Source organism: Rhizobium ecuadorense, from assembly GCF_001187535.1.
GTDB classification, from domain to species: Bacteria; Pseudomonadota; Alphaproteobacteria; order Rhizobiales; family Rhizobiaceae; genus Rhizobium; species Rhizobium ecuadorense.
In genome coordinates, this window is the sequence record NZ_LFIO01000030.1 from 17,503 (window position 1) to 36,821 (window position 19,319).

A 19,319-nucleotide genomic window follows, 5' to 3' on the forward strand; every position below is an offset into this window, starting at 1 on the left:
AAATCCAACTTAAAATTATCATATGCTTCCGATATGAAGACAGCAAGGGAGAGCGGGACGCCCACTCGGCTCGACTTTTGAACGGCAGACAGATCAAGCAATGAAGGAGACAATCATGGACAACCCCACTGACAGCGCAGGCAAATGTCCTGTTGCACATCACAAGGCTCCGACGGCACGGACGAACCGTGACTGGTGGCCGAACCAGCTGAACGTGCAGATTCTTCATCACAATTCCGGCCGCGCTGATCCGCTCGGCCAGGCCTTCGACTATGCCGAGGAGTTCAAGAAACTCGATCTCGACGCGCTGAAGCAGGATCTCACCGCGCTGATGACCGATTCGCAGGATTGGTGGCCGGCGGACTTCGGCCATTACGGCGGCCTGTTCATCCGCATGGCCTGGCACAGCGCCGGCACCTACCGCATCACCGACGGTCGCGGCGGCGCCGGCCAGGGCCAGCAGCGGTTTGCGCCGCTCAACAGCTGGCCTGACAACGCCAATCTCGACAAGGCCCGCCGCCTGCTGTGGCCGATCAAGCAGAAATACGGCAACCGCATCTCCTGGGCCGACCTTCTGATCCTCACCGGCAACGTCGCCTTGGAATCCATGGGCTTCAAGACCTTCGGCTTTGCCGGCGGCCGCGCCGACGTCTGGGAGCCGGAAGAGCTCTACTGGGGTCCCGAGGGCACCTGGCTCGGCGACGAGCGCTACAGCGGCGAACGCGAACTGGCAGAGCCGCTCGGCGCCGTGCAGATGGGCCTCATCTACGTCAACCCGGAAGGTCCGAACGGCAATTCCGATCCATTGTCTTCGGCCCGCGATATCCGCGAAACCTTCGCCCGCATGGCGATGAACGACGAAGAGACCGTGGCGCTGATCGCCGGCGGCCACACCTTCGGCAAGACGCATGGCGCCGGCGATCCGTCGCTGATCGGCGCCGAGCCGGAAGGCGGCGCGATCGAGGACCAGGGCCTCGGCTGGAAGAGCTCGTTCGGCACCGGCGTCGGCAAGGACGCGATCACCGCCGGCCTCGAAGTCACCTGGTCGCAGACGCCGACCAAGTGGAGCAACTATTTCTTCGAAAACCTCTTCGCCTTCGAATGGGAGCTGACAACGAGCCCGGCCGGCGCGAAGCAGTGGCAGGCCAAGAACGCCGAAGCCTCCATTCCGGATGCCTACGACGCCGGCAAGAAGCATCTGCCGACCATGCTGACGAGTGACCTGGCGCTGCGTTTCGACCCGGTCTACGAGAAGATCTCGCGCCGCTTCCTCGAAAATCCGACTGAGTTCGCCGACGCTTTCGCCCGCGCCTGGTTCAAGCTGACCCACCGCGACATGGGCCCTAAGGTGCGCTACCTCGGCCCGGAAGTTCCCGCCGAAGACCTGATCTGGCAGGACGTGATCCCGGCCGTCGACCATCCCCTCGTCGACGACAAGGACATTGCCGAGCTGAAGGCCAAGGTTCTCGCCACCGGCCTTAGCGTGCAGGAACTGATCTCCACAGCCTGGGCTTCCGCCTCGACCTTCCGCGGCTCCGACAAGCGCGGCGGCGCCAATGGCGCGCGCATCCGCCTTGCGCCGCAGAAGGACTGGGACGCCAACCAGCCGGCCCAGCTCGCCAAGGTGCTCGGCGTTCTCGAAGGCCTCCAGAAGGACTTCAACGCCGGCCAGACCGGGGGCAAGAAGATCTCGCTCGCCGACCTGATCGTGCTTGCCGGTGCAGCCGGCGTCGAAAAGGCAGCGGCATCAGGCGGCAACACCGTCAGCGTGCCGTTCACGCCGGGCCGCACGGACGCCTCCGAGGCACAGACCGACGCGCATTCCTTCGCGGCGCTCGAGCCGCGGATCGACGGCTTCCGCAACTACGTGAACGGCAAGCGCCTGCAGTTCATGAAGCCTGAGGAAGCGCTCGTCGACCGCGCCCAGTTGCTGACGCTGACCGGCCCCGAGATGACCGTTCTCGTCGGCGGCCTGCGCGTGCTGAAGGCAGGTGCGCCCGAGCACGGCGTCTTCACCTCACGTCCAGAAACGCTGACGAACGACTTCTTCGTCAATCTGCTCGACATGGGCACGCAGTGGGTTCCTGCCGCCGGCAAGAACGGCGTCTATGAAGGCCGCGACCGCAAGACGGGTGCTGCCAAGTGGACCGGCACCCGCGTCGACCTGATCTTCGGCTCGCACTCGCAGCTGCGCGCCTTCGCCGAAGTCTACGGCCAGGCCGACGCCAAGGAGAAGTTCGTCAAGGACTTCGTCGCCGCCTGGACCAAGGTCATGAACGCCGACCGCTTCGATCTCGTCTGATCGGCCAGCATTTCGCCCGGGCGCAGCTTCGGCTGCGCCCGGGCATTTTCGTCTCTATCGGAATGCCTTGCGTTTCCAAGGCATTACTTCTCCTCCCTCATTCCTGTGACGAGCACAGGAATGAGGGAGAGCGGGGCGCCACCTGCAGACGCTTGAGGCACTGGCCCGAGCCCGAGCATTACGAATACGCGGTCGACAGCGGAAGACCCCGTGTGGGGTGGACACGGGGTCTTCCTGCCGGATCGGTCGGACCTTTACTTCTCCGGCATCATCGAGGAGTGGTGCGAGGTGATCAGCCAGTTCCCGTCCTTGAATTCGTAGGTGTAGGTATAGCGGGCGGGAACCTTCGAGCCATCCTTCAGGGTGAAGGTGTAGGTGCCGGTATCGACGGCCCAGTTGCAGCCGAGCTTGATGTCACGGCTGTCGATGTGGCCCTTGGGCTCCTTTTCCAGGAAGTGCGTGAAATAGTCGATCCGCTCTTCCTGGGTCAGGCGCGGCTTGTTCGCGAGCGTCGCCAGCAGCACCGAGTCTTCGCTGTAATTCTTGGCGACTTCCTGGGGGCTCAGCGTTGCGAGCGAGGCGTTCCAGCGGTCGAAGAGCTTGGCGACCTGCTCTTCGCTCACCGGCGCGCAAGTCTCCGTTTCGGCCGCCGCAGCCGACTGGACCTGAACGAAACCGACGACAAGGGCGGCAGCAATGATGGTACGCATATTTGGCTTCCTATCTGGCGGTTCCGGCGGATATCGCTTCGGTCGACCGCATGACCAATATCTAAGCGGCCGGCGCTGCCGCCCCATCTGCCGGGTGGCTCCGATCCGGTCTGCCGAACGGCATAGATGACATTCCCACCGGAATGACTATCGTGCCGGGCGCGTTCAACGCGTCATTCATTTCAGGAGCAGTCCCCTTGGGCCTGGAGCATAACACAGATACGGCGCATTCGCCTGATGTCGCGGAGATGAGAGCCCTTTACCGAGCGGCGGAAGCGCGGGCGGCACGGCTGCGTTTCATCATCGAAGCGCGAGATCTGCTCGATGCACAAACATTCGAAACGGCCGCCCCGGAGGTTCTGTCCCGGCTTGCCGATTTCGCCGGAGCATCGCTTGCGAGGCTCGTCTTTCCGTCCCTACGGGGAGAGGCGCCCATGCAGCTGACCGTCGGGCAATCGAGGAGCCCGGAAAGCGACGGCATCCTGTTTGCCTCGCAGGATGGTTCCGCTCTCCATCTGACGCTCATCGGCCCGTCGAGAGGGCGCGCCGTCGAGGCCGACGACCGGCAAACCTTGGAGGTGGTGGCGAGCCAGCTCGCCGACGCCTGCAATCTCGAACGTCAGGCGGCGGAAAAGCAGGCGCTGCTCGGCGATCTCCAACGGCAGCGCAGCGAGCTCGCGGCCCTTGTCGCACAGCTGATCCAGGCGCAGGAGCAGGAGCGGCAGCGGGTGGCGCTCGACCTGCATGACGGCTCGGCGCAGCTTGCCGCCGGTCTCAGCTATCGCCTGCAGGACCTCGCCGCCCGCATCGGCGAGGCGCATGCGCTGAAGCCGGAGATCGACCAGCTTGCCGCACTCGCGCGCCATTCCGTCGCCGATCTTCGCGCGGCTATCGCCGATCTTCGCCCGCCCGAGCTCGATGATCTCGGCGTCGCAGCGGCGCTGCGCACCCGCCTCGATGCGATCGACGGCATGGAGGTGATCGCCGATCTCGATGCCGGCGCCGACCGCTGGCCGGCATCGACCGGGATCATCTTCTACCGCGTCGCGCAGGAAGCGATCACCAATGTGATCAAGCATGCCGAGGCGCGCCGGCTCATCGTGCGCCTGTTCGAGGACAGCGCGGGTGACGCCCATCTCGAAGTGATCGATGATGGAAAGGGCATCGGGGAAGCGCCCCGGATTCAGGAGCGGGGAGCGCGGCTCGGCATCGTCGGCATGCGCGAGCGGCTGGCGCTGCTCGGCGGCCGCATCGAGATCGGCGCTGGAGCTTCAGGCGGCACCTATGTCCGCGCCTTCGCACCCCTTCAGCAGGAGACGATATCGGGATGACCGCATCCATTCTCGTTGCCGACGATCATGACATCGCCCGCGCCGGGCTGATTGCCATGATCGGCGGCCAGGACGATTTCCATGTCGCCTTCGATGTGCGCGACGGCGTGGAAGCGGTGGACGCTTGCGCTGCCCGCAAGCCGGATCTGGCACTGCTCGACATCCGCATGCCGCGCATGGACGGCCTCGCCGCCACCAGGGAGATCCGCCGCGTGTCGCCGGAAACGCGGGTGATGATCATCACCATGCATGACAGTCTCGATTATCTGGAAGCGGCGATCGAGGCCGGCGCCACCGGCTATCTGCTGAAGGACGCCAGCCGCGACGACATTCTGCGCACGATCCGCCGCGTGCTCGCGGGCGACGCCTTCTTCGACGGCCCGCTGGTCGCGAGGCTCTTGAAGCGCGCCGCCACCAAGCCGCAGACCAACAATAGCGGCCTGGAAACACTGACGGTGCGCGAGCGCGAGGTGCTGACGAAAGTGGCCGGAGGCCTGACCAACAAAGAGATCGGCAGGGCGCTGAAGATCTCGCCCGGCACCGTCAAGATCCATGTCGAACGCATCATCGGCAAGCTCGGCGCCGGTGACCGGACGCAGGCCGCCGTCATGGCCGTGCGCGGCGGGCTCGTCGAAACCTCCGGGGAAGAGCAGCCATGACCGGGACAATGTCGGCAACTGCCGGCCGGCGGGCACTGCGCTTCGCCGACCTTCCGCTGCGGGCGAAAGGCATCGTCATCATCATGGTGCCGCTGGCGCTGCTCTTGGCGGCTCTCGCCTCGGTCTTCGTCGCCGACCGGCAGAGCCGGATCGCCGAGGATCAGGTGCGCGTGACGCTGGAGATCCAGTCGGGCATTCAGGAGATCCACGCGCTGATCGCCGAAGCGGCGACCGCGATGCGGGGTTATCTCCTGACCGGCAGACCCGATTTTCTCGATCCCTTCAACCGGGCCGAAGACAGGCTGCCCGTGGTGCTCGACGAAGTCGGCCGGCGCTTGCGGGATGAGGAGCAGAAAAGCCGCCTCGAACGCATCCGCGCCCTGGTCGACGCCAAAGTCGATCGTCTGCAGCTGCTGAAACAGGCCGACATCCTGCGCGCCGGCGGGCGCGAGGATCTTGCCGCCAGGCTCATCGAGGGCAAGCAGGTCCTCGACGTGCTGAGACAGGAGATCGACGTGATGAACCGGCGTGAGGCCGATCTCCTTCACGCCAGGACACAGGCCGCCGACCGGGTTCGCTCCCTGTCCCGCAGCCTGATGATATCAGCCGGCTTCCTCGGTTTTGCCGGCGCGCTCGTCGCCGTCTTCCTGTTTTCAGCAAGCATCGTGCGCCGCGTGCACGCATTGAAAGCCCAGGCGCATCTCTTGTCGCAAGGCGAGGTCGTCACGGTGGCCGATCCTTTCCGCGATGAACTCGGCAGCCTCGAACAGGCGCTCGAAGATGCGAGCGTCCTCTTAAAAAAGCGCGAGGCCGATCTGACCGAGAGCGAGGAACGCTTCCGCCAGCTGGTCGAGGGTGTCAGCGACTACGGCATCTTCGGGCTCGATCCGCATGGGCAGGTGGTGAGCTGGAATGCCGGCGCCGAGCGGATCACCGGCTACGGCGCCGAGGACATCGTCGGCCAGCATTTTTCCCGCTTCTACCCCACCCAAAGCAGGGACACATTTCCGGCAGAAGAGCTTTCCAAGGCGGCCCGCGATGGACGCACCGAGGCGGAAGGCTGGCGCCTGCGCAAGGACGGGTCGCGTTTCTGGTCGCACGTCGTCGTCACCGCGCTGCATGATGACACGGGCCGGCTGCGCGGCTTTTCCAAGATTACCCGCGACATTACAGAGCGCAAGCAATTCGAGGAGGCTCTGCTTGCCGCCCGCGAGGATGCGATCCGTGCCAGCAACGCCAAGAGCGAGTTCCTGTCGCGCATGAGCCACGAGCTGCGCACGCCGCTCAATGCCGTTCTCGGTTTTGCCCAGCTTCTGGAAATGGACGTGACCGATGCCGATTCCAGGGAGAGCGTCGCGCAGATTTTGAGAGCCGGCCGGCATCTGCTCAGCCTGATCGACGAGGTTCTCGATATGGCCAGAATCGAGGCCGGCCGCATGGATCTCACGGTCGAGCCGCAGCCCGTCGCCGAGGTGATAGACGAAGCGGTATCGCTGGCAAGGCCGCTCTGCGGCAAGCAGCAGATCCGGATCGAGGTCACCGCGCCGGCCGAACCGGGTCAGTTCGTGCTCGCCGACCGGCGGCGCCTGCTGCAGGTGTTCCTGAACCTCCTCTCCAACGCAGTGAAATATAATCGTCATCAGGGAAGCGTGATCGTCAGCCACCGCGCGATGGGAGATCGCATTCGGATCGAAGTCAGCGATACAGGCCCCGGCATCCCGGCCGACCGCGCCGCCCGCCTGTTCACCCCGTTCGACCGGCTGGGGGCCGAGCGGATCAACCAGGAGGGGACGGGCCTCGGGCTTGCACTGTCGAAACATCTGATCGACGCCATGGGCGGCACGCTCGGCTTCAGCAACGGGGAAGGCGGCGCCACCTTCCATGTCGATCTGCCGCGCGCGCCGGTGGCGATGGAAGAGCGCGGCCTTGCCGTCGAAAGCTCGCCCTGAGGCGTCATCTTTGATTTGGCCGCACCGCTTGCTATGAACTCGGCATCGTTTTCGACGTAGTTTGGTCCATGACAGATTCCACCGATATCGTGCGAGCCTCGACGATCCTGATCGTCGATGACGAGCCGGCCAATGTTTCGCTGCTGGAGCGCATTCTCAAGCGCGAGGGTTTCACGGCGCTGATCAGCACCACCGAGCCGCGCGAGGCGCTGAGGCTCTTCCGCGAGCATTCGGTCGATCTCGTGCTTCTCGACCTGATGATGCCCGATCTCGACGGCTTCGCCCTGCTGGAAACCTTCGCAAGGCTCATTCCCGAAAACAGCTACCTGCCGATCCTGGTTCTGACCGCCGATGCGACCCTGCCGACGCGCAGGCGCGCGCTTTCGCTCGGCGCCAAGGATTTTCTGACCAAACCCTTCGACGCGATCGAGGCTGTCCTGCGGATCTTCAACCTTCTAGAAACCCGCATCCTGACGCTGGAGCTTGCCAAACACGGGCTGGCGACGCCGAAATCGGAACGTCCGTGGGCCGATTCCGCCGAGAATGGGGCCGGCTAAAAGCCGACCCCATTGAATTCAGAACGTCGATCAGAACATGGTGTTCTTGTTGGCAGCCTCTTCCGGAACAGGCTGGATCACATCCCAGTGCTCGACGATCTTGCCGTCCGCGACCCGGAAAATATCGACGATCGCCCGACCGCGATCGCCGGCACCGTTGGTCGAATGCACATGCAGCCAAACGAGATCGCCATCGGCGGAACTGCGCATGATCTCGTTCCTCGACTGATCGTTGTTCTTGAAAAAGCCGGTGAAGAAGGAAACGAAAGACTTCTTCCCATCGGGGACCCTGGGATTGTGCTGCCGGTAGTCGTCCGCGACAATCGAGGCGGCCTCAATATCGTGCTTGTTGAAAAACCGGTCGTAAAATTCAACGACCAGCTTGCGGTTGGCCTCCTCGACCTGCACATCCCGCGAGCCGGCAAACACACCTGAAGGTGCGGCAATGCCGGCCAAAATGACCAGTGCGAAAAGCGATTTCCCGAATGTCATCATCAAACTCCTTTGGTATGGATCGGCGATCCAGTCTAAAAAAGGCCCACGCGGCGTGATCTATGAAACCGCTGCATATCGGGCAAGAAGGCAGTTTTTGGTGGCAAGGTCAGCCGGCGATGACCGGAAGGAGGGACGCCGTGCCTGAAGAAACCGATCGGTCGGGGGCGGGATGCCCGATCAGAGGCGTGCTTGATCGCATCGGCGATCAATGGAGCCTGCTGACACTCAAAGCGCTGGAAACCGACAAGAAGCGCTTCAACGAGCTGCTGCGCGAGATCGGCGACATTTCCAAACAGATGCTCTCCAAGACACTGCGGCATCTCGAGCAGGACGGCTATATCAGGCGCACCGTCTATCCCGAAGTCCCGCCCCGCGTGGAATACGAGCTGACGGAGCTGGGGCGATCCTTCCTGATCCCGATGAAAGCCCTGGTCGGATGGGCCGAGCAGAACCACCCCGAGATTATCCGCGCACGGCTGCGGCACGAAACTGTCTAGGGCGAGGAGGGCGGGCGTCCGTCAGGCGAGCAGCACCTTGCCGCCCGCCCGGAAGGGAAGGGCGGAGTGCAGCGCCTCGCCAATCCTCTCCAGTGGAAAGACCTCACGCACCTCGGTCGCGATGACCTTCTGGGCGATCTGCGCCGCCACTTCGCAATAGGCGCGCTGGACATCCCCCATGGCTTCGGAATGAACCCATTCGCGCAGGTGGAAATAGGAAAAGACGATGTCGGGATGGGAGGCCCAGAAGGAAGGCTGGATGCTTTGTCCGGAAAGCAGACCGTAATGGACGAAATGGCCGCCGGATTTGAGCGCAGCGGCGAGGAGGCCGGCGTGCGTGCCGCCGACGCAGTCGAGCACCGCGTCCAGCCCATGCCGGCCGGCAAGCCCCGCTGTCAGATCGCCGTCCGCCCTGTCGACGATGACGGCCTCGAGCCGGCCGCTGAGACGAGCGACCGACCCCTCGCTGCGGACGATCGCCACCGGTTCGACGCCGACGGCATTTGCCAGGCCGATCAGGATCGATCCAATCGAAGAGGCGGCCGCATTGACGGCGATGCGCATGCCGGGTCTCAGCCCGATCTTCTTGTGCAGCATCAGCCAGGCCGTCATCGGGTTGACATAGCTCGTCGCCGCCTCGAAATCCGACAGTGTTTCCGGAACACGAAGGCACCAGCTGGGATCGGTATCCTTGAATTCCTGCCATCCGCCGGCGCTGCGGACCGGCAAAACGCGGGTGCCCGGCGCAAGCCCGTAAACCTCTTCACCGCAGGCTTCAACGACGCCGCAGGCTTCGAAACCGGGAATGAAGGGCAGGGTCATGCGGCCGGCATAGGCACCCGATATGGTGATGATGTCGGAGGGATTGATCGACCGCGCGAGCAGCCGCACGCGCACCTGGTCGGACCGCAGCGCCGGCAGTTCGGCCCGCTCGGTCACGACGACCTCCTGGGCCGGACCGAATTTTCGCACGACCGCCTGATATTGCATTGCATCCCCCAGACAACAGCAGTTAGAACAGCCCACCAATTTTCGGTGATCGCATGAGTGTTGACGACAGGCCTTTAGCATCCTTCCGGGTCTCGATGCGAGACATCGACGTCTATGGCCATGTCCATAACTCGGTTTACCTCGATTATTGCGAGGATGCGGTCGTTGAGTTCCTGCGGCACCGGGAAATCTTGAGCCACTTCCGCCACACCTCCTCGGGTGTTGCCTATCACGTGAAGAAGGCGGAGATCACTTTTCACAGCCCGATCGACATCGACGACGTCGTCGAGGCAAAGGTCGTCGTCGAAAAGATCGGGCGAACGAGTCTCGCCTTCGCGATCCAACTCTTTCGCCAGCGCGACGACGCCCATTGCGCCTCGGCGGGGCTCGTCTGGGTCTGCGTCGGCCTTTCCGACAGCCGCCCGACGCCGATCCCCGAGACCACCAGAGCGGCGTTAGGCTGACGGCCGATCTTCAAACCAGCGAGTGCCCATGCCGATCCATGCGCAGCTTCTTCGACATGCAGCGGAAAGGCCTGATAAGCCGGCCGTGGTGATCGACGGCCGCTCCTTGAGCTACGGCGAGCTTTATGTGCGCGCCAAGGCGATCTGCCGCTTTATCCAGGAATTGCCGCGCTTAAGCCGCCGCACGCTCGATCTGCCCGGCGTGGGAAAACTTGTCGCCCTCAGCCTCGGCAACCATATCGGCTTTGCCGAATATTTTATCGCCGCCACCGCCTTGCCGAACGCCTGCGCGGTGATCGACCCGATGATGCCGCCTGAGAGAATCGAGCGCATCATCGAGCGGCTGGCGCCTGACGTGATCATTGTCGACGACGATGCCGGGCCGACCGCCGAAATTGCTCGCAGGCTCGGCATATCAATCGTCACCGCCGGCCCCGAGCCCTTCGATCTCGCCGCGGCGGAAAATGATCTGCCTGATGATGCCGAGGGCATCTTCCTGATCGGCTTTACCTCGGGCACCACCGCCGAGCCGAAAGCCTATTTTCGCTCCCGCGAGCAGTGGCGCCGCAGCCTCGATCGCGGACGCACCGTTTTTGAACTGGAAGACGCGCCGTCCACCCTCTGCCCCGGCGCCCTGGCGCATGGGCTGGCGCTTTACGCCTTGGTCGAAGCCCTGGATGCCGGCGGCACCTTCCATTCGGTGAGGAAATGGGATCCTGCCGCCGTCGCGCGCATTCTCGCCTCTGAAGAGATCGAACGTCTGGTCGCCGTGCCGACCCATATTGCCGGTATTGCCAGGGCGTGGGCAGACAAACCGGCTCTGACCTCCCTACGCGATGTCCTGACCGCCGGCGCCAAGCTCGACCTGAACGGGGTCGAAGCCATGCGCCGCCTTTTTCCGAGGGCGCGCATTCGCGAATATTACGGCGCATCCGAAATCGGTTTCATGACCGTCTCCACCCTTGTCGGCGGCGCGGTCGATTTTCCGATCGACCGGGTGGGGCAGGCCTATCCCGGCGTCGAGATTTCCGTTCGCGGCCCTGATGAAAACGATGTCGGGACCGATGCGCCGGGCACCATCTTCGTCAGGAGCGACCTGATCGCCGACGGCTATCTCTGGGGCGACGACGGCCAGGCGTTTCGGGTCACCGAGGCGGGAGCGACCGTCGGCGATCTCGGCGAACTCGACGAAAACGGCATGTTGCGGGTTATCGGCCGGGCAGGCGGCATGATGATATCGGGCGGCAACAACGTCTATCCCGCCGAAGTCGAAAGCGCGCTCAAAGCCTGCCCCGGCGTCGAAGAGGCCGTCGTCTTCGGCCTGCCGGATGCCTATTACGGTCAGCGGATCGTGGCGGTCGTCTCGGGAGAGGCAAAAGACGCGAAAATGCTGGCCGACCATTGCGCGCGACAGCTCGCCAGGTTCAAGATCCCCAGGCAATTCCACCATATCGCCTCCTGGCCGATGACGAGCAGCGGCAAGATTTCCAGGGGGCAGGTGGAAGCCGCGGTGATTTCGGGAGACGGTCTTGTCCTACGCCTATCAGCCTGACGAGGATTGGCAGCCGGTCGTGGTTGCCGCTTACCGCACGCCGATCGGCCGGGCCTTCGGCTCGCTTGCGACTGTTGCGGCCGAAGACCTGCTTGCGCCGATCATCCGGCGGATCGTTGCCGAGACGGGCATTGCGCCGGAAGCCATAGACGACGTGCTGGTCGGCAATGCCGCCGGCGGCGGCGGCAATATCGGCCGGTTGGCGGCCCTTACCGCCGGCCTGCCCGTGGCGGTTCCCGGCGTCGCCATCGACCGGCAATGCGGTTCCGGCCTGGAAGCGATCGTCATGGCCGCCCGCCTGATCCAGGCGAAAGCCGGTTCCTGCTTCCTTGCCGGCGGCGTCGAGAGCGTCAGCACCGCGCCGTGGCGCGTCGAACGGCCGAAAGCCAACGGGGCGCTGCCGCGCTTTTACGGCCGCGCCCGATTTTCCCCCGATGCAGTCGGCGATCCCGAGATGGGCATTGCCGCCGAAAATGTCGCCCGGCAATTTGGCATCACGCGCCGGAGACAGGATGAATTCGCGCTCCGCAGCCACCGGCTCGCGGTCAAGGCGGCTGAGGCCGGTCTCTTCCGACCGGAGATCGTCGAAATCTCCACCGGGCACGGATTGCTGGAACGCGACGAATGCCCGCGCCCCACGACATCGATTGAAGCACTGGCAAACCTCAAGCCCGTCTTCCTGGCCGACGGTTCGGTGACGGCAGGCAATGCCTGCCCGCTGAATGACGGCGCCTGCCTGGTGCTCGTCATCAGCCGCGGCATGGCCAAAAGCCTCGGCATCGGCAAGGGCCTCGCCTTCATCGACAGCGCCGCCGCCGGTGTCGATCCCAACCTGCTCGGCATCGGCCCGGTCGCCTCGACCAGGAAGCTGCTGCAGCGCCAGCCCGGGTTTTCGCTCGCCGGCATCGATGCCATCGAATTCAACGAGGCCTTCGCCGCCCAGGTTCTGGCCTCGCTGGATCAGCTCGACATTCCCGCCGACACGATCAACAGCAACGGCGGCGCCCTTGCCCTGGGCCATCCCTTTGGGGCATCAGGTGCGATCCTCGTTACAAGGCTATACAGCCAGTTGATTCGCGAGGACGCGATCGGCGCGACCGGCCTGGCGATGATCGGCATCGGCGGCGGCATCGGCCTGACCGCCATGTTCGAGGCGGTCAGGCTTTCCTGATGAGATCCTGCATCCCGGTGAGACGGTAGGATATCACGCCGGCGGCGCTGCGAGCGCTTGCGCGATCTCGCCCCGGAGCCAGGCACTTCCCGGATCACCATCGAAGCGGCGAAGCCAATACATGGTCACGTCCATTTTCGGCGATTCCATCGGCGGCATGAACACATCGAGCTTCAGCCGACCGATCAGGGTGCGCGCGAAATGCACCGGAATGCTTCCCAGCATTTCGCTCGATTCAACGGCAAGAGCGACCGCCTGGAAATGCGGTACCGTGACCATGACACGACGCACAAGGCCCAAGCGCGCAAGGGCCGGATCGATCGTACCGGTCCGGCTCCCATCCGCGGAGCGCAGAACATGGGGAAGAGAGCAGAAGACGTCTGCCGGTATAGCGTCGCCTGGACGAATGCCGCAGCTGGCGAGCAGGGGATGTCCTTGCTTGGCAATGCATACCAGCCATGATTGGAGCAGCTTGCGGCTCGTAATCCACTCGGGCGGGTCGAGTGACCGATCGATGACGATATCCGCTCGGCCATCGCGCAGCATCTCGAAGACTTCCGATGAGGCATGATCGACCATCTGCAAGGTGACGGAGGGTGCCGCTTTCGCCACACGCGCAGCCAGCGGCGGCATCAATAACGTGGAAAAGTAATCGGATCCGATCAACATGAAGGATCGGGTCGCCGTGGCAGGATCGAAAGCAGCGGTCGCCGCCAATGCCTCTTCCATGCCGGCCAATGCCTGTCTGATTGGTTGGCGCAGTTCGAGGGCGCGCGCCGTCGGCATCATCTGATTGCCTTCCCTGACGAACAATTCGTCGTCCAGCAAGGCGCGCAATCTGCCGAGCGCCGAACTCACGGCCGGCTGCGACAGGCCGACCCGCTCGCCTGCTCGCACCGTCGAGAGTTCTGCCATCATGGCGTCGAAGACACGCAACAGATTCAGGTCGAGGGCGGAGAAATTCACCGGCTCAATATCCCTTATACGATCATTCGATTTCCGCGCGGATCCTGTCGGCGATAATGATGAAGAGCAGCGTGGAACTCTATTCCAAATGAGCCTGGAAGGAAATTGCGATGAGCGTCGCCGCAAGAACTGTACGGACTGTAACCTGGATGGACACGACCTACACCATCAATGTCGGCCGGTTTGAAAGTGGCGGCATTCTCGGGGTCTTCGAAAGCAATGTTCCTGCAGGCGGCGGGCCGCCCGTCCACATTCATCACAATGAGGACGAAGTGATCCATGTGATCGAGGGCGACTACGAATTCTGGTTGAATGACGAGGTCGTTCCGGTCGGTCCAGGCAGATCGATCTTCCTGCCACGCGGCGTGCCGCATACCTTTCGGGTAACCGGCACGTCTCCCGGACGCAACCTCACCATCCTGACGCCGGGCGGCATGGAGGAATTCTTCCTCGAGGCCGCCGAACAGGCCCCGCGGCTGCCGGAGCACATGGATCGGTTAGTGCAACTGGCGGAACGCTACGGCATCGAATTCCGTGGACCGGCGAACTGGGAGTCCAACCGGCCGCACTGACGATGGCAGCATGCGGCCGCACGTCAGTCCATCCTGATCCAGATTGAAGACCGCGACTTCACTGCGCACCGGCGGAGAGGTGGACGCCCGGTACAAGACACGTTTCGAACCGGGCCGGGCGAAGCTCTTCGCCCGGCTCGTTGACGTTCCAACCTGTGATCATCCTGCCTATTGCTCCGAGAGTGTGATGCCGGTTGAGGTAAATTTCCTCCATTTCGGCCAAATGGCCGATCGCAGGGCGAGCCGCCCTACTGCCTTGGCATAGGGCGACAACGACCGAGGGAGAATGGTTCTGGCTCGCGATCCGGCGCATTCTCCTGCCCATCGGTTCCGGCCGCCCGCACCCAAGTGACGGTCCCCAATACCGATGAAGTCGCCTGCCTCGCCGAGGCGGCGATTGCGGCAGCCAGCTCACGTCAACAGAGGAAATCCTCGTAAAGGAAGGAGACCACCCATGAAGATCGTCATTATCGGCGGCACCGGGCTGATCGGCTCGAAGACCGTGGAAAGATTGCGCAGCAAGGGGCACGAGGTGCTGGCGGCGTCGCCGAATTCGGGCGTCGACACGATTACCGGCAAGGGGCTGGCCGAAGCGCTCGCAGGCGCCGAGGTGGTGCTCGACCTCGCCAACTCGCCCTCCTTCGAGGACAAGGCGGTCATGGAATTCTTCCAGACCTCCGGCCGCAATCTGCTCAAGGCAGCAGCCGCCGCCGGCGTAAAGCATCACATCGCGCTGTCGATCGTCGGCATGGAGCGGCTGCAGGGCAGCGGCTATATGCGCGCCAAGATGGCCCAGGAAGAGCTGATCAAGGCTTCCGGCATCCCCTACACCATCGTCCATTCCACGCAGTTTCACGAATTCATGGCCGGCATCGCCCAGTCGGGCACATCAGGCCAGACCGTGCATCTGTCGCCGGCCTATGTGCAGCCGATCGCTTCGGACGATGTCGCCGACGTCATGGCCGAGGTGGCGCTCACAGCACCTGTCAACGGCACGATCGAGATCGGCGGACCGGAGAAAATCCGCCTCACCGACATAGTGACGCGCCTCCTGAAGGCGACGAACGATCCGCGCCAGGTGATTTCAGATCCGCACGCCCGTTACTTCGGCGTCGAGCTCGAGGATGACTCCCTGGTCACGGGAACCAAGGCGCGGCTCGGCCGCATTCGCTTCGACGATTGGCTCAGCCGGCAGCCACCGCAGAAGAAGAGCGCCTGACGGCAGGGGCCGCCCTTCGCGGCCCTCGCTGCAACCGTTTCCATCAACGCAAGGAGACCAGACATGTTAGGAAAAATGATCTCGGCAGCGGCATTTGCCGTTGCCATTGTCGCCAGCACCGCAGCGCATGCCGCGGGCGACAAGGCGAAGGTAACCCTCGTCTACGACCACGAGCTTCCCAACGTTCCCGGCAAGAGCATCAAGGCCGTGCTCGTCGAATATAAGCCCGGCGGCACATCGCCGGGCCACACCCACCCGAAATCCGCCTTCATCTATGCCACCGTTCTGGAAGGCTCGATCAAGAGCCAGGTCAATGACGGCCCGGTGAAGATTTACAAGGCCGGCGAAAGCTTTCCCGAATTCCCCGGCGATCACCACAGTGTCAGCGCCAACGGCAGCAAGACCGCGCCGGCGAAACTGCTTGCGGTCTTTGTGGTGAACTCGGACGAGACGGAACTGACGACCGACGACAAGTAAGTTGCCCTCGATGCCCGGCGCCGCCGGGCATCGTTCCTTGCTCTCAGTCAAGCAGATTGCAGCGCCATCTCCAGGTCGGCGATCAGATCGTCCGGATGCTCGATGCCGATCGACAGACGGATCGTCGATTCCAGCACGCCGATGCGCTGGCGGACATCGGCGGGCACGCCGGAATGCGTCATGGTCGCCGGGTGGCTCGCCAGCGATTCCGTGCCGCCGAGGCTGACCGCCAACTTGAACACCTGCAGCGCGTTCAGGAACTTGAAGGAGGCCGGCTGGCCGCCGCGAATGTCGAAGGAGAATGTGGAGCCGGCGCCGGTGCATTGCGCGGCGAAGGTCCGGCCGGCCGGCGAATCCGGATCGTGATAGGGCAGGTAGTGAACTTTCTCGACCTTCGGATGATCGCGCAGGAAATCGGCGACCGCCCGCGCATTGCTGTTTGCCCGCTCCATGCGCAGTTGCAGCGTTTCCAGCGAGCGGCCGAGCATCCAGCAGGAATGCGGATCGAGCTGGGTGCCGATCGCCCCGCGCAGCGCCTTGACCTGCTTGATCACAGCCTTGCGCCCGAGAACGGCGCCGGCGATCAGATCGGAATGGCCGCCGACATATTTGGTCAGCGAATAGAGCGAGATATCGGCGCCGTGTTCGATCGGCCGCTGGAAAACCGGGCCGAGCAGGGTGTTGTCGCAGACGATGATCGGCACATGTCCCTGCTTTGCGCCGATCGCGTCGGCCACGCGCCGGATCATCGCGACATCGACCAGGCTGTTGGTCGGATTGGCCGGCGTTTCGATCAGGATGACGGAAACCCGGCCCTTGGCCATCGCCTCCTCAGCCGCCTTCTGCACCGATCCCTCGCTGACGCCGTCGGCAAAGCCGACCGCGGCGACGCCGAAATTGAGGAAGGTCTTTGCCAGCAGGGTTTCCGTGCCGCCATAAAGCGGCTGCGAATGCAGGATCGCATCGCCCGGTCGGACGAAGGCGAACAAGGTCGTGGCGATCGCCGACATGCCTGAAGAAAACAGTGCGCCGCTTTCCGTCCGCTCATAGACGGCGAGCCTGTCTTCGACGATCTCGCTGTTGGGATGGTTGAAGCGCGAATAGACGAGGCCGGCCCCTTTGCCTGCCGGCGGTTCGCGGCGGCCCGAGACGTAGTCGAAGAAATCGCGGCCATCCTCGGCCGAATTGAAGACAAAGGTCGAGGTGAGGAATACCGGCGGCTTGACCGCCCCTTCCGAGAGTTCGGGATCGTAGCCGTAATTCAGCATCTGCGTTTCGGGATGCAGTGCATGATTGCCGATATGCGTTTTGGAAGGATGCGGGGCCGTCATGATCGTCTCCTCTGTCGGGATTGCCCAAGAACAAACTACATCAAAACTGCATGGGAGCAGCAAATGATCGATGCCGCTCCTTAACGGTTAGCTCACGGTCTCGCCCAAAGTGTCCGCAACATAGGCGCCGCGCGCACCCATCGGCAGCGGCATGCCCGTGGTCGTGTCCCTCGCGGTCTGATGTTCCAGTTCGGCGTTGAGTTCCGCGCCGATGACCAGAATGACAACGGACAGCCAGATCCAGACCAGGAAGCCGATCAGCGCGCCGAGCGTGCCGTAGGTCGCGTTGTAATTGGCGAAATGATCGAGATAGAAGGAGAAGACCAGTGACATGGCTGCCCAGACGACGGTCGTCAGGCCCGCGCCCCACGTCATCCACCGCAGTTTGGCAGGCTCCCGGCTGGGCCCGAAGCGGTAGACTGATGTGACCGCCACAGCGACGACCAGCAGCAGCAGCGGCCACCGCAGCAGAAGGGCGATATGCTCCTTGAACTGATCGAGCCAGAGATAGGAGAGCACGACGGGCATAACCCCGACGAGTACAACCATCACCACCATCAGAACCATCGCGCTCAAGGTGAAGCAGAGGCCGACGAGGTTCAACCGAATAAGACCGCGCTTTTCATTCTCCTCATAGGCGACATTCATCGCATCGAAAATCGCCAGCGTACCGCTATGCGTGCTCCACAGCGCAATGCCGAGACCGACGAAGAAGGTGATGCCAAGCGCGCTGTCGCGCTTGCTGACCAGTTCCTTGATCTGATCGGCAAGCAGGTCGAAGGCGCCCGGCGGCAATAGACCGGCCAATTCGCCAAGATGCTCGGATATGGTGACCGGATCGGCAACCAGTCCATAGAGCGACACCAAAGCGGCCATGGCGGGAAACAGCGCCAGCAGCAGATAAAAGGTCACACCCGCGGCAATGAGTGTGACCCGGTCGTTCAGGACTTCGTGGTAAACCCGCCAGAACACATCGCGAAGGCCGCTGAGCGGAATAGCCTCGGGCGTGGCAGCGCTGCGGCCATGATCGTCAACCGGGCGGCCCGGCTCCGCCGGCGGGACCAGCCCACCGCCCTGCTTCGCCTGCACCAACACAAATGCCCCGATCGCTGCTGCCATCATCGCAGCGGCGATGGACAGTCTCTTGAGCGGGAGCACATCTGCCATTACCCTATCCTCCGATTTGCTGCGTGGATAACGCCGGGTGCCGCAAAAGGATGCAAGCCGTTGCTTTCCTGCGGAGATTCGGAGCGCAGGGGAGGGGACGCCGCGGCCACAAGGGCTGCAGAGACAGGAACCCGCCACAAATTGCTGGATCCTATTCAACTGATTTTATTGAATACTTTTCTTTATACGGAAACGAAATCGGGCTTTGGTTTCATCACTGCTGCCTAGCCTACATCTGGAGGCGATCGCCGGCTTGGCAAATTCGCTGCTCCAAAGCGGCAAATTCGGGCTCTTACGCGGCTGGGAAAGCGCAAGCCGGACCTGAAATTCAACCTGCCGCCATCGACCCGAACGCGGGACATCCAGCGCGCCACCATGCCTACCTCATCAATAGCGCCGTCGAACACGACCGGCAATAGTCGCCCCACGTTGTCCCCGGCAAACATCGCCCGCCGCGTCCTTCAAGCCTAAGGTTCTCGGGCTGCGCACCTGAAGATGTCGGCCGCTTGGAGAATGCCACAGCCCCCTCAAGAAGCCTCATCCTGAGGCGCCCCCGCAGGGGCCTCGAAGGGCGAGGCGGGTGCGCCGGCGTCGAAGGAATGCAAGAAGCAGCGCCAGAGCGCGTCCTTCGAGGCTCCGGCCTGCGGCCTGCGCGCCTCAGCATGAGGGGCATTGGAGGAGGCCGCGTTCGACGACTTGGGGCATGGGCGAAAGGCCCGATCCAAACTCCCTCATCCCTTCCTCTGGCTTGCCCCGAGAACAGGAATGACGGGGTGGGGCAGGCGTCTCGCCGGGCGCTTCGAAGGGCGATGCGGGTGCGCCGTCGCCGAATGAATACTAGAAGCAGCGCCGGAGCGCGTCCTTCGAGGCTCCGGCCTTCGGCCTGCGCGCCTCAGGATGAGGGCTGCTG

At 63.4% G+C, this 19,319-nt stretch carries 18 protein-coding genes; 12 read left to right on the forward strand and 6 right to left on the reverse strand.

All coding sequences use genetic code 11. The features are described 5' to 3' along the window. The first annotated feature begins 115 nt into the window (after nt 1-115). Nucleotides 116-2,302, forward strand: a complete 2,187-nt coding sequence (katG, locus tag AF337_RS01840; RefSeq protein ID WP_049730811.1) for a catalase/peroxidase HPI — start codon at nt 116-118, stop codon at nt 2,300-2,302. 254 nt (nt 2,303-2,556) lie between these two features. Here the strand turns inward: katG and AF337_RS01845 are convergent, their stop codons facing one another. Further along, nucleotides 2,557-3,012 carry an SgcJ/EcaC family oxidoreductase gene (locus AF337_RS01845; RefSeq protein WP_049730812.1) on the reverse strand — a complete coding sequence of 152 codons (456 nt, stop codon included), beginning with the start codon at nt 3,010-3,012 and terminating at the stop codon, nt 2,557-2,559. A gap of 197 nt (nt 3,013-3,209) precedes the next feature. On the opposite strand from AF337_RS01845, the gene AF337_RS01850 reads away from it, so the two are divergent. The 4 genes from AF337_RS01850 to AF337_RS01865 all read left to right on the forward strand — a co-directional run bounded on the left by AF337_RS01850 (nt 3,210) and on the right by AF337_RS01865 (nt 7,508). Continuing rightward, the gene (locus AF337_RS01850; RefSeq protein WP_244471156.1) at nt 3,210-4,343 is read left to right on the forward strand and encodes a sensor histidine kinase; all 1,134 of its coding nucleotides are present in this window, start codon (nt 3,210-3,212) and stop codon (nt 4,341-4,343) included. Next, a complete protein-coding gene (locus AF337_RS01855) occupies nt 4,340-5,002 on the forward strand; it encodes a response regulator (protein ID WP_049730814.1) in 663 nt (220 codons plus the stop codon). Before AF337_RS01850 ends, AF337_RS01855 begins: the two co-directional genes overlap by 4 nt. Further along, on the forward strand, nt 4,999-6,951 hold the full coding sequence (locus AF337_RS01860) for a sensor histidine kinase (protein WP_049730815.1): 1,953 nt from the start codon (nt 4,999-5,001) through the stop codon (nt 6,949-6,951). Before AF337_RS01855 ends, AF337_RS01860 begins: the two co-directional genes overlap by 4 nt. A 68-nt stretch (nt 6,952-7,019) precedes the next feature. Continuing rightward, nucleotides 7,020-7,508, forward strand: a complete 489-nt coding sequence (locus AF337_RS01865) for a response regulator (protein ID WP_049730816.1) — start codon at nt 7,020-7,022, stop codon at nt 7,506-7,508. 30 nt (nt 7,509-7,538) lie between these two features. Here AF337_RS01865 and AF337_RS01870 read toward each other — a convergent pair whose 3' ends face one another. Continuing rightward, on the reverse strand, nt 7,539-8,000 hold the full coding sequence (locus AF337_RS01870) for a nuclear transport factor 2 family protein (RefSeq protein ID WP_049730817.1): 462 nt from the start codon (nt 7,998-8,000) through the stop codon (nt 7,539-7,541). Nucleotides 8,001-8,119: 119 nt separating this feature from the next. On the opposite strand from AF337_RS01870, the gene AF337_RS01875 reads away from it, so the two are divergent. Beyond that, nucleotides 8,120-8,500 (forward strand): winged helix-turn-helix transcriptional regulator, encoded by a 381-nt coding sequence (locus tag AF337_RS01875; protein WP_082336727.1) that lies wholly within the window; start codon nt 8,120-8,122, stop codon nt 8,498-8,500. Nucleotides 8,501-8,521: 21 nt separating this feature from the next. Here the strand turns inward: AF337_RS01875 and AF337_RS01880 are convergent, their stop codons facing one another. Further along, the gene (locus tag AF337_RS01880) at nt 8,522-9,490 is read right to left on the reverse strand and encodes a zinc-dependent alcohol dehydrogenase family protein (protein ID WP_049730818.1); all 969 of its coding nucleotides are present in this window, start codon (nt 9,488-9,490) and stop codon (nt 8,522-8,524) included. Nucleotides 9,491-9,543: 53 nt separating this feature from the next. On the opposite strand from AF337_RS01880, the gene AF337_RS01885 reads away from it, so the two are divergent. Genes AF337_RS01885 through AF337_RS01895 form a run of 3 tightly spaced genes read left to right on the forward strand, consistent with a single transcriptional unit; the run spans nt 9,544 to nt 12,677 of the window. After that, nucleotides 9,544-9,954, forward strand: coding sequence for an acyl-CoA thioesterase (locus AF337_RS01885; protein ID WP_049730819.1), 411 nt, complete (start codon nt 9,544-9,546; stop codon nt 9,952-9,954). Nucleotides 9,955-9,982: 28 nt separating this feature from the next. After that, a complete protein-coding gene (locus tag AF337_RS01890; RefSeq protein ID WP_049730820.1) occupies nt 9,983-11,506 on the forward strand; it encodes a class I adenylate-forming enzyme family protein in 1,524 nt (507 codons plus the stop codon). Beyond that, the gene (locus AF337_RS01895) at nt 11,484-12,677 is read left to right on the forward strand and encodes a thiolase family protein (RefSeq protein WP_049730821.1); all 1,194 of its coding nucleotides are present in this window, start codon (nt 11,484-11,486) and stop codon (nt 12,675-12,677) included. The genes AF337_RS01890 and AF337_RS01895 overlap by 23 nt, the downstream gene beginning before the upstream one ends. Nucleotides 12,678-12,710: 33 nt before the next feature. Here AF337_RS01895 and AF337_RS01900 read toward each other — a convergent pair whose 3' ends face one another. After that, nucleotides 12,711-13,643: a LysR family transcriptional regulator gene (locus AF337_RS01900; RefSeq protein ID WP_049730822.1), complete on the reverse strand. Its 933-nt coding sequence runs from the start codon at nt 13,641-13,643 to the stop codon at nt 12,711-12,713. A gap of 110 nt (nt 13,644-13,753) precedes the next feature. Between AF337_RS01900 and AF337_RS01905 the strand changes: the two genes are divergently transcribed. The 3 genes from AF337_RS01905 to AF337_RS01920 all read left to right on the forward strand — a co-directional run bounded on the left by AF337_RS01905 (nt 13,754) and on the right by AF337_RS01920 (nt 15,911). Next, complete coding sequence (locus AF337_RS01905; RefSeq protein WP_049730823.1) at nt 13,754-14,215, forward strand: cupin domain-containing protein; 462 nt, start codon at nt 13,754-13,756, stop codon at nt 14,213-14,215. A gap of 454 nt (nt 14,216-14,669) precedes the next feature. After that, nucleotides 14,670-15,434 (forward strand): SDR family oxidoreductase, encoded by a 765-nt coding sequence (locus AF337_RS01915; protein ID WP_049730825.1) that lies wholly within the window; start codon nt 14,670-14,672, stop codon nt 15,432-15,434. Nucleotides 15,435-15,497: 63 nt separating this feature from the next. Then, the gene (locus AF337_RS01920; protein WP_049730826.1) at nt 15,498-15,911 is read left to right on the forward strand and encodes a cupin domain-containing protein; all 414 of its coding nucleotides are present in this window, start codon (nt 15,498-15,500) and stop codon (nt 15,909-15,911) included. A 47-nt stretch (nt 15,912-15,958) separates the two neighbouring features. Here AF337_RS01920 and AF337_RS01925 read toward each other — a convergent pair whose 3' ends face one another. Together AF337_RS01925 and AF337_RS01930 are read right to left on the reverse strand one after the other, a co-directional pair. Further along, nucleotides 15,959-17,242, reverse strand: coding sequence for a cystathionine gamma-synthase family protein (locus tag AF337_RS01925; RefSeq protein WP_049730827.1), 1,284 nt, complete (start codon nt 17,240-17,242; stop codon nt 15,959-15,961). Between the two features lie 87 nt (nt 17,243-17,329). After that, nucleotides 17,330-18,409: a YihY/virulence factor BrkB family protein gene (locus AF337_RS01930; protein WP_049730828.1), complete on the reverse strand. Its 1,080-nt coding sequence runs from the start codon at nt 18,407-18,409 to the stop codon at nt 17,330-17,332. Between the last annotated feature and the right edge of the window lie 910 nt (nt 18,410-19,319).

What these genes read in the sequence shown, in the direction of transcription:
- AF337_RS01845 (WP_049730812.1), bottom strand. Translation starts at nt 3,012, where the DNA reads ATGCGTACCATCATTGCTGCCGCCCTTGTCGTCGGTTTCGTTCAGGTC.
- AF337_RS01880 (WP_049730818.1), bottom strand. Translation starts at nt 9,490, where the DNA reads ATGCAATATCAGGCGGTCGTGCGAAAATTCGGTCCGGCCCAGGAGGTC.
- AF337_RS01875 (WP_082336727.1), top strand. Translation starts at nt 8,120, where the DNA reads ATGACCGGAAGGAGGGACGCCGTGCCTGAAGAAACCGATCGGTCGGGG.
- katG (WP_049730811.1), top strand. Translation starts at nt 116, where the DNA reads ATGGACAACCCCACTGACAGCGCAGGCAAATGTCCTGTTGCACATCAC.
- AF337_RS01855 (WP_049730814.1), top strand. Translation starts at nt 4,340, where the DNA reads ATGACCGCATCCATTCTCGTTGCCGACGATCATGACATCGCCCGCGCC.
- AF337_RS01860 (WP_049730815.1), top strand. Translation starts at nt 4,999, where the DNA reads ATGACCGGGACAATGTCGGCAACTGCCGGCCGGCGGGCACTGCGCTTC.
- AF337_RS01905 (WP_049730823.1), top strand. Translation starts at nt 13,754, where the DNA reads ATGAGCGTCGCCGCAAGAACTGTACGGACTGTAACCTGGATGGACACG.
- AF337_RS01925 (WP_049730827.1), bottom strand. Translation starts at nt 17,242, where the DNA reads ATGACGGCCCCGCATCCTTCCAAAACGCATATCGGCAATCATGCACTG.
- AF337_RS01865 (WP_049730816.1), top strand. Translation starts at nt 7,020, where the DNA reads ATGACAGATTCCACCGATATCGTGCGAGCCTCGACGATCCTGATCGTC.
- AF337_RS01915 (WP_049730825.1), top strand. Translation starts at nt 14,670, where the DNA reads ATGAAGATCGTCATTATCGGCGGCACCGGGCTGATCGGCTCGAAGACC.
- AF337_RS01885 (WP_049730819.1), top strand. Translation starts at nt 9,544, where the DNA reads ATGAGTGTTGACGACAGGCCTTTAGCATCCTTCCGGGTCTCGATGCGA.
- AF337_RS01930 (WP_049730828.1), bottom strand. Translation starts at nt 18,409, where the DNA reads ATGGCAGATGTGCTCCCGCTCAAGAGACTGTCCATCGCCGCTGCGATG.
- AF337_RS01870 (WP_049730817.1), bottom strand. Translation starts at nt 8,000, where the DNA reads ATGACATTCGGGAAATCGCTTTTCGCACTGGTCATTTTGGCCGGCATT.
- AF337_RS01920 (WP_049730826.1), top strand. Translation starts at nt 15,498, where the DNA reads ATGTTAGGAAAAATGATCTCGGCAGCGGCATTTGCCGTTGCCATTGTC.
- AF337_RS01890 (WP_049730820.1), top strand. Translation starts at nt 9,983, where the DNA reads ATGCCGATCCATGCGCAGCTTCTTCGACATGCAGCGGAAAGGCCTGAT.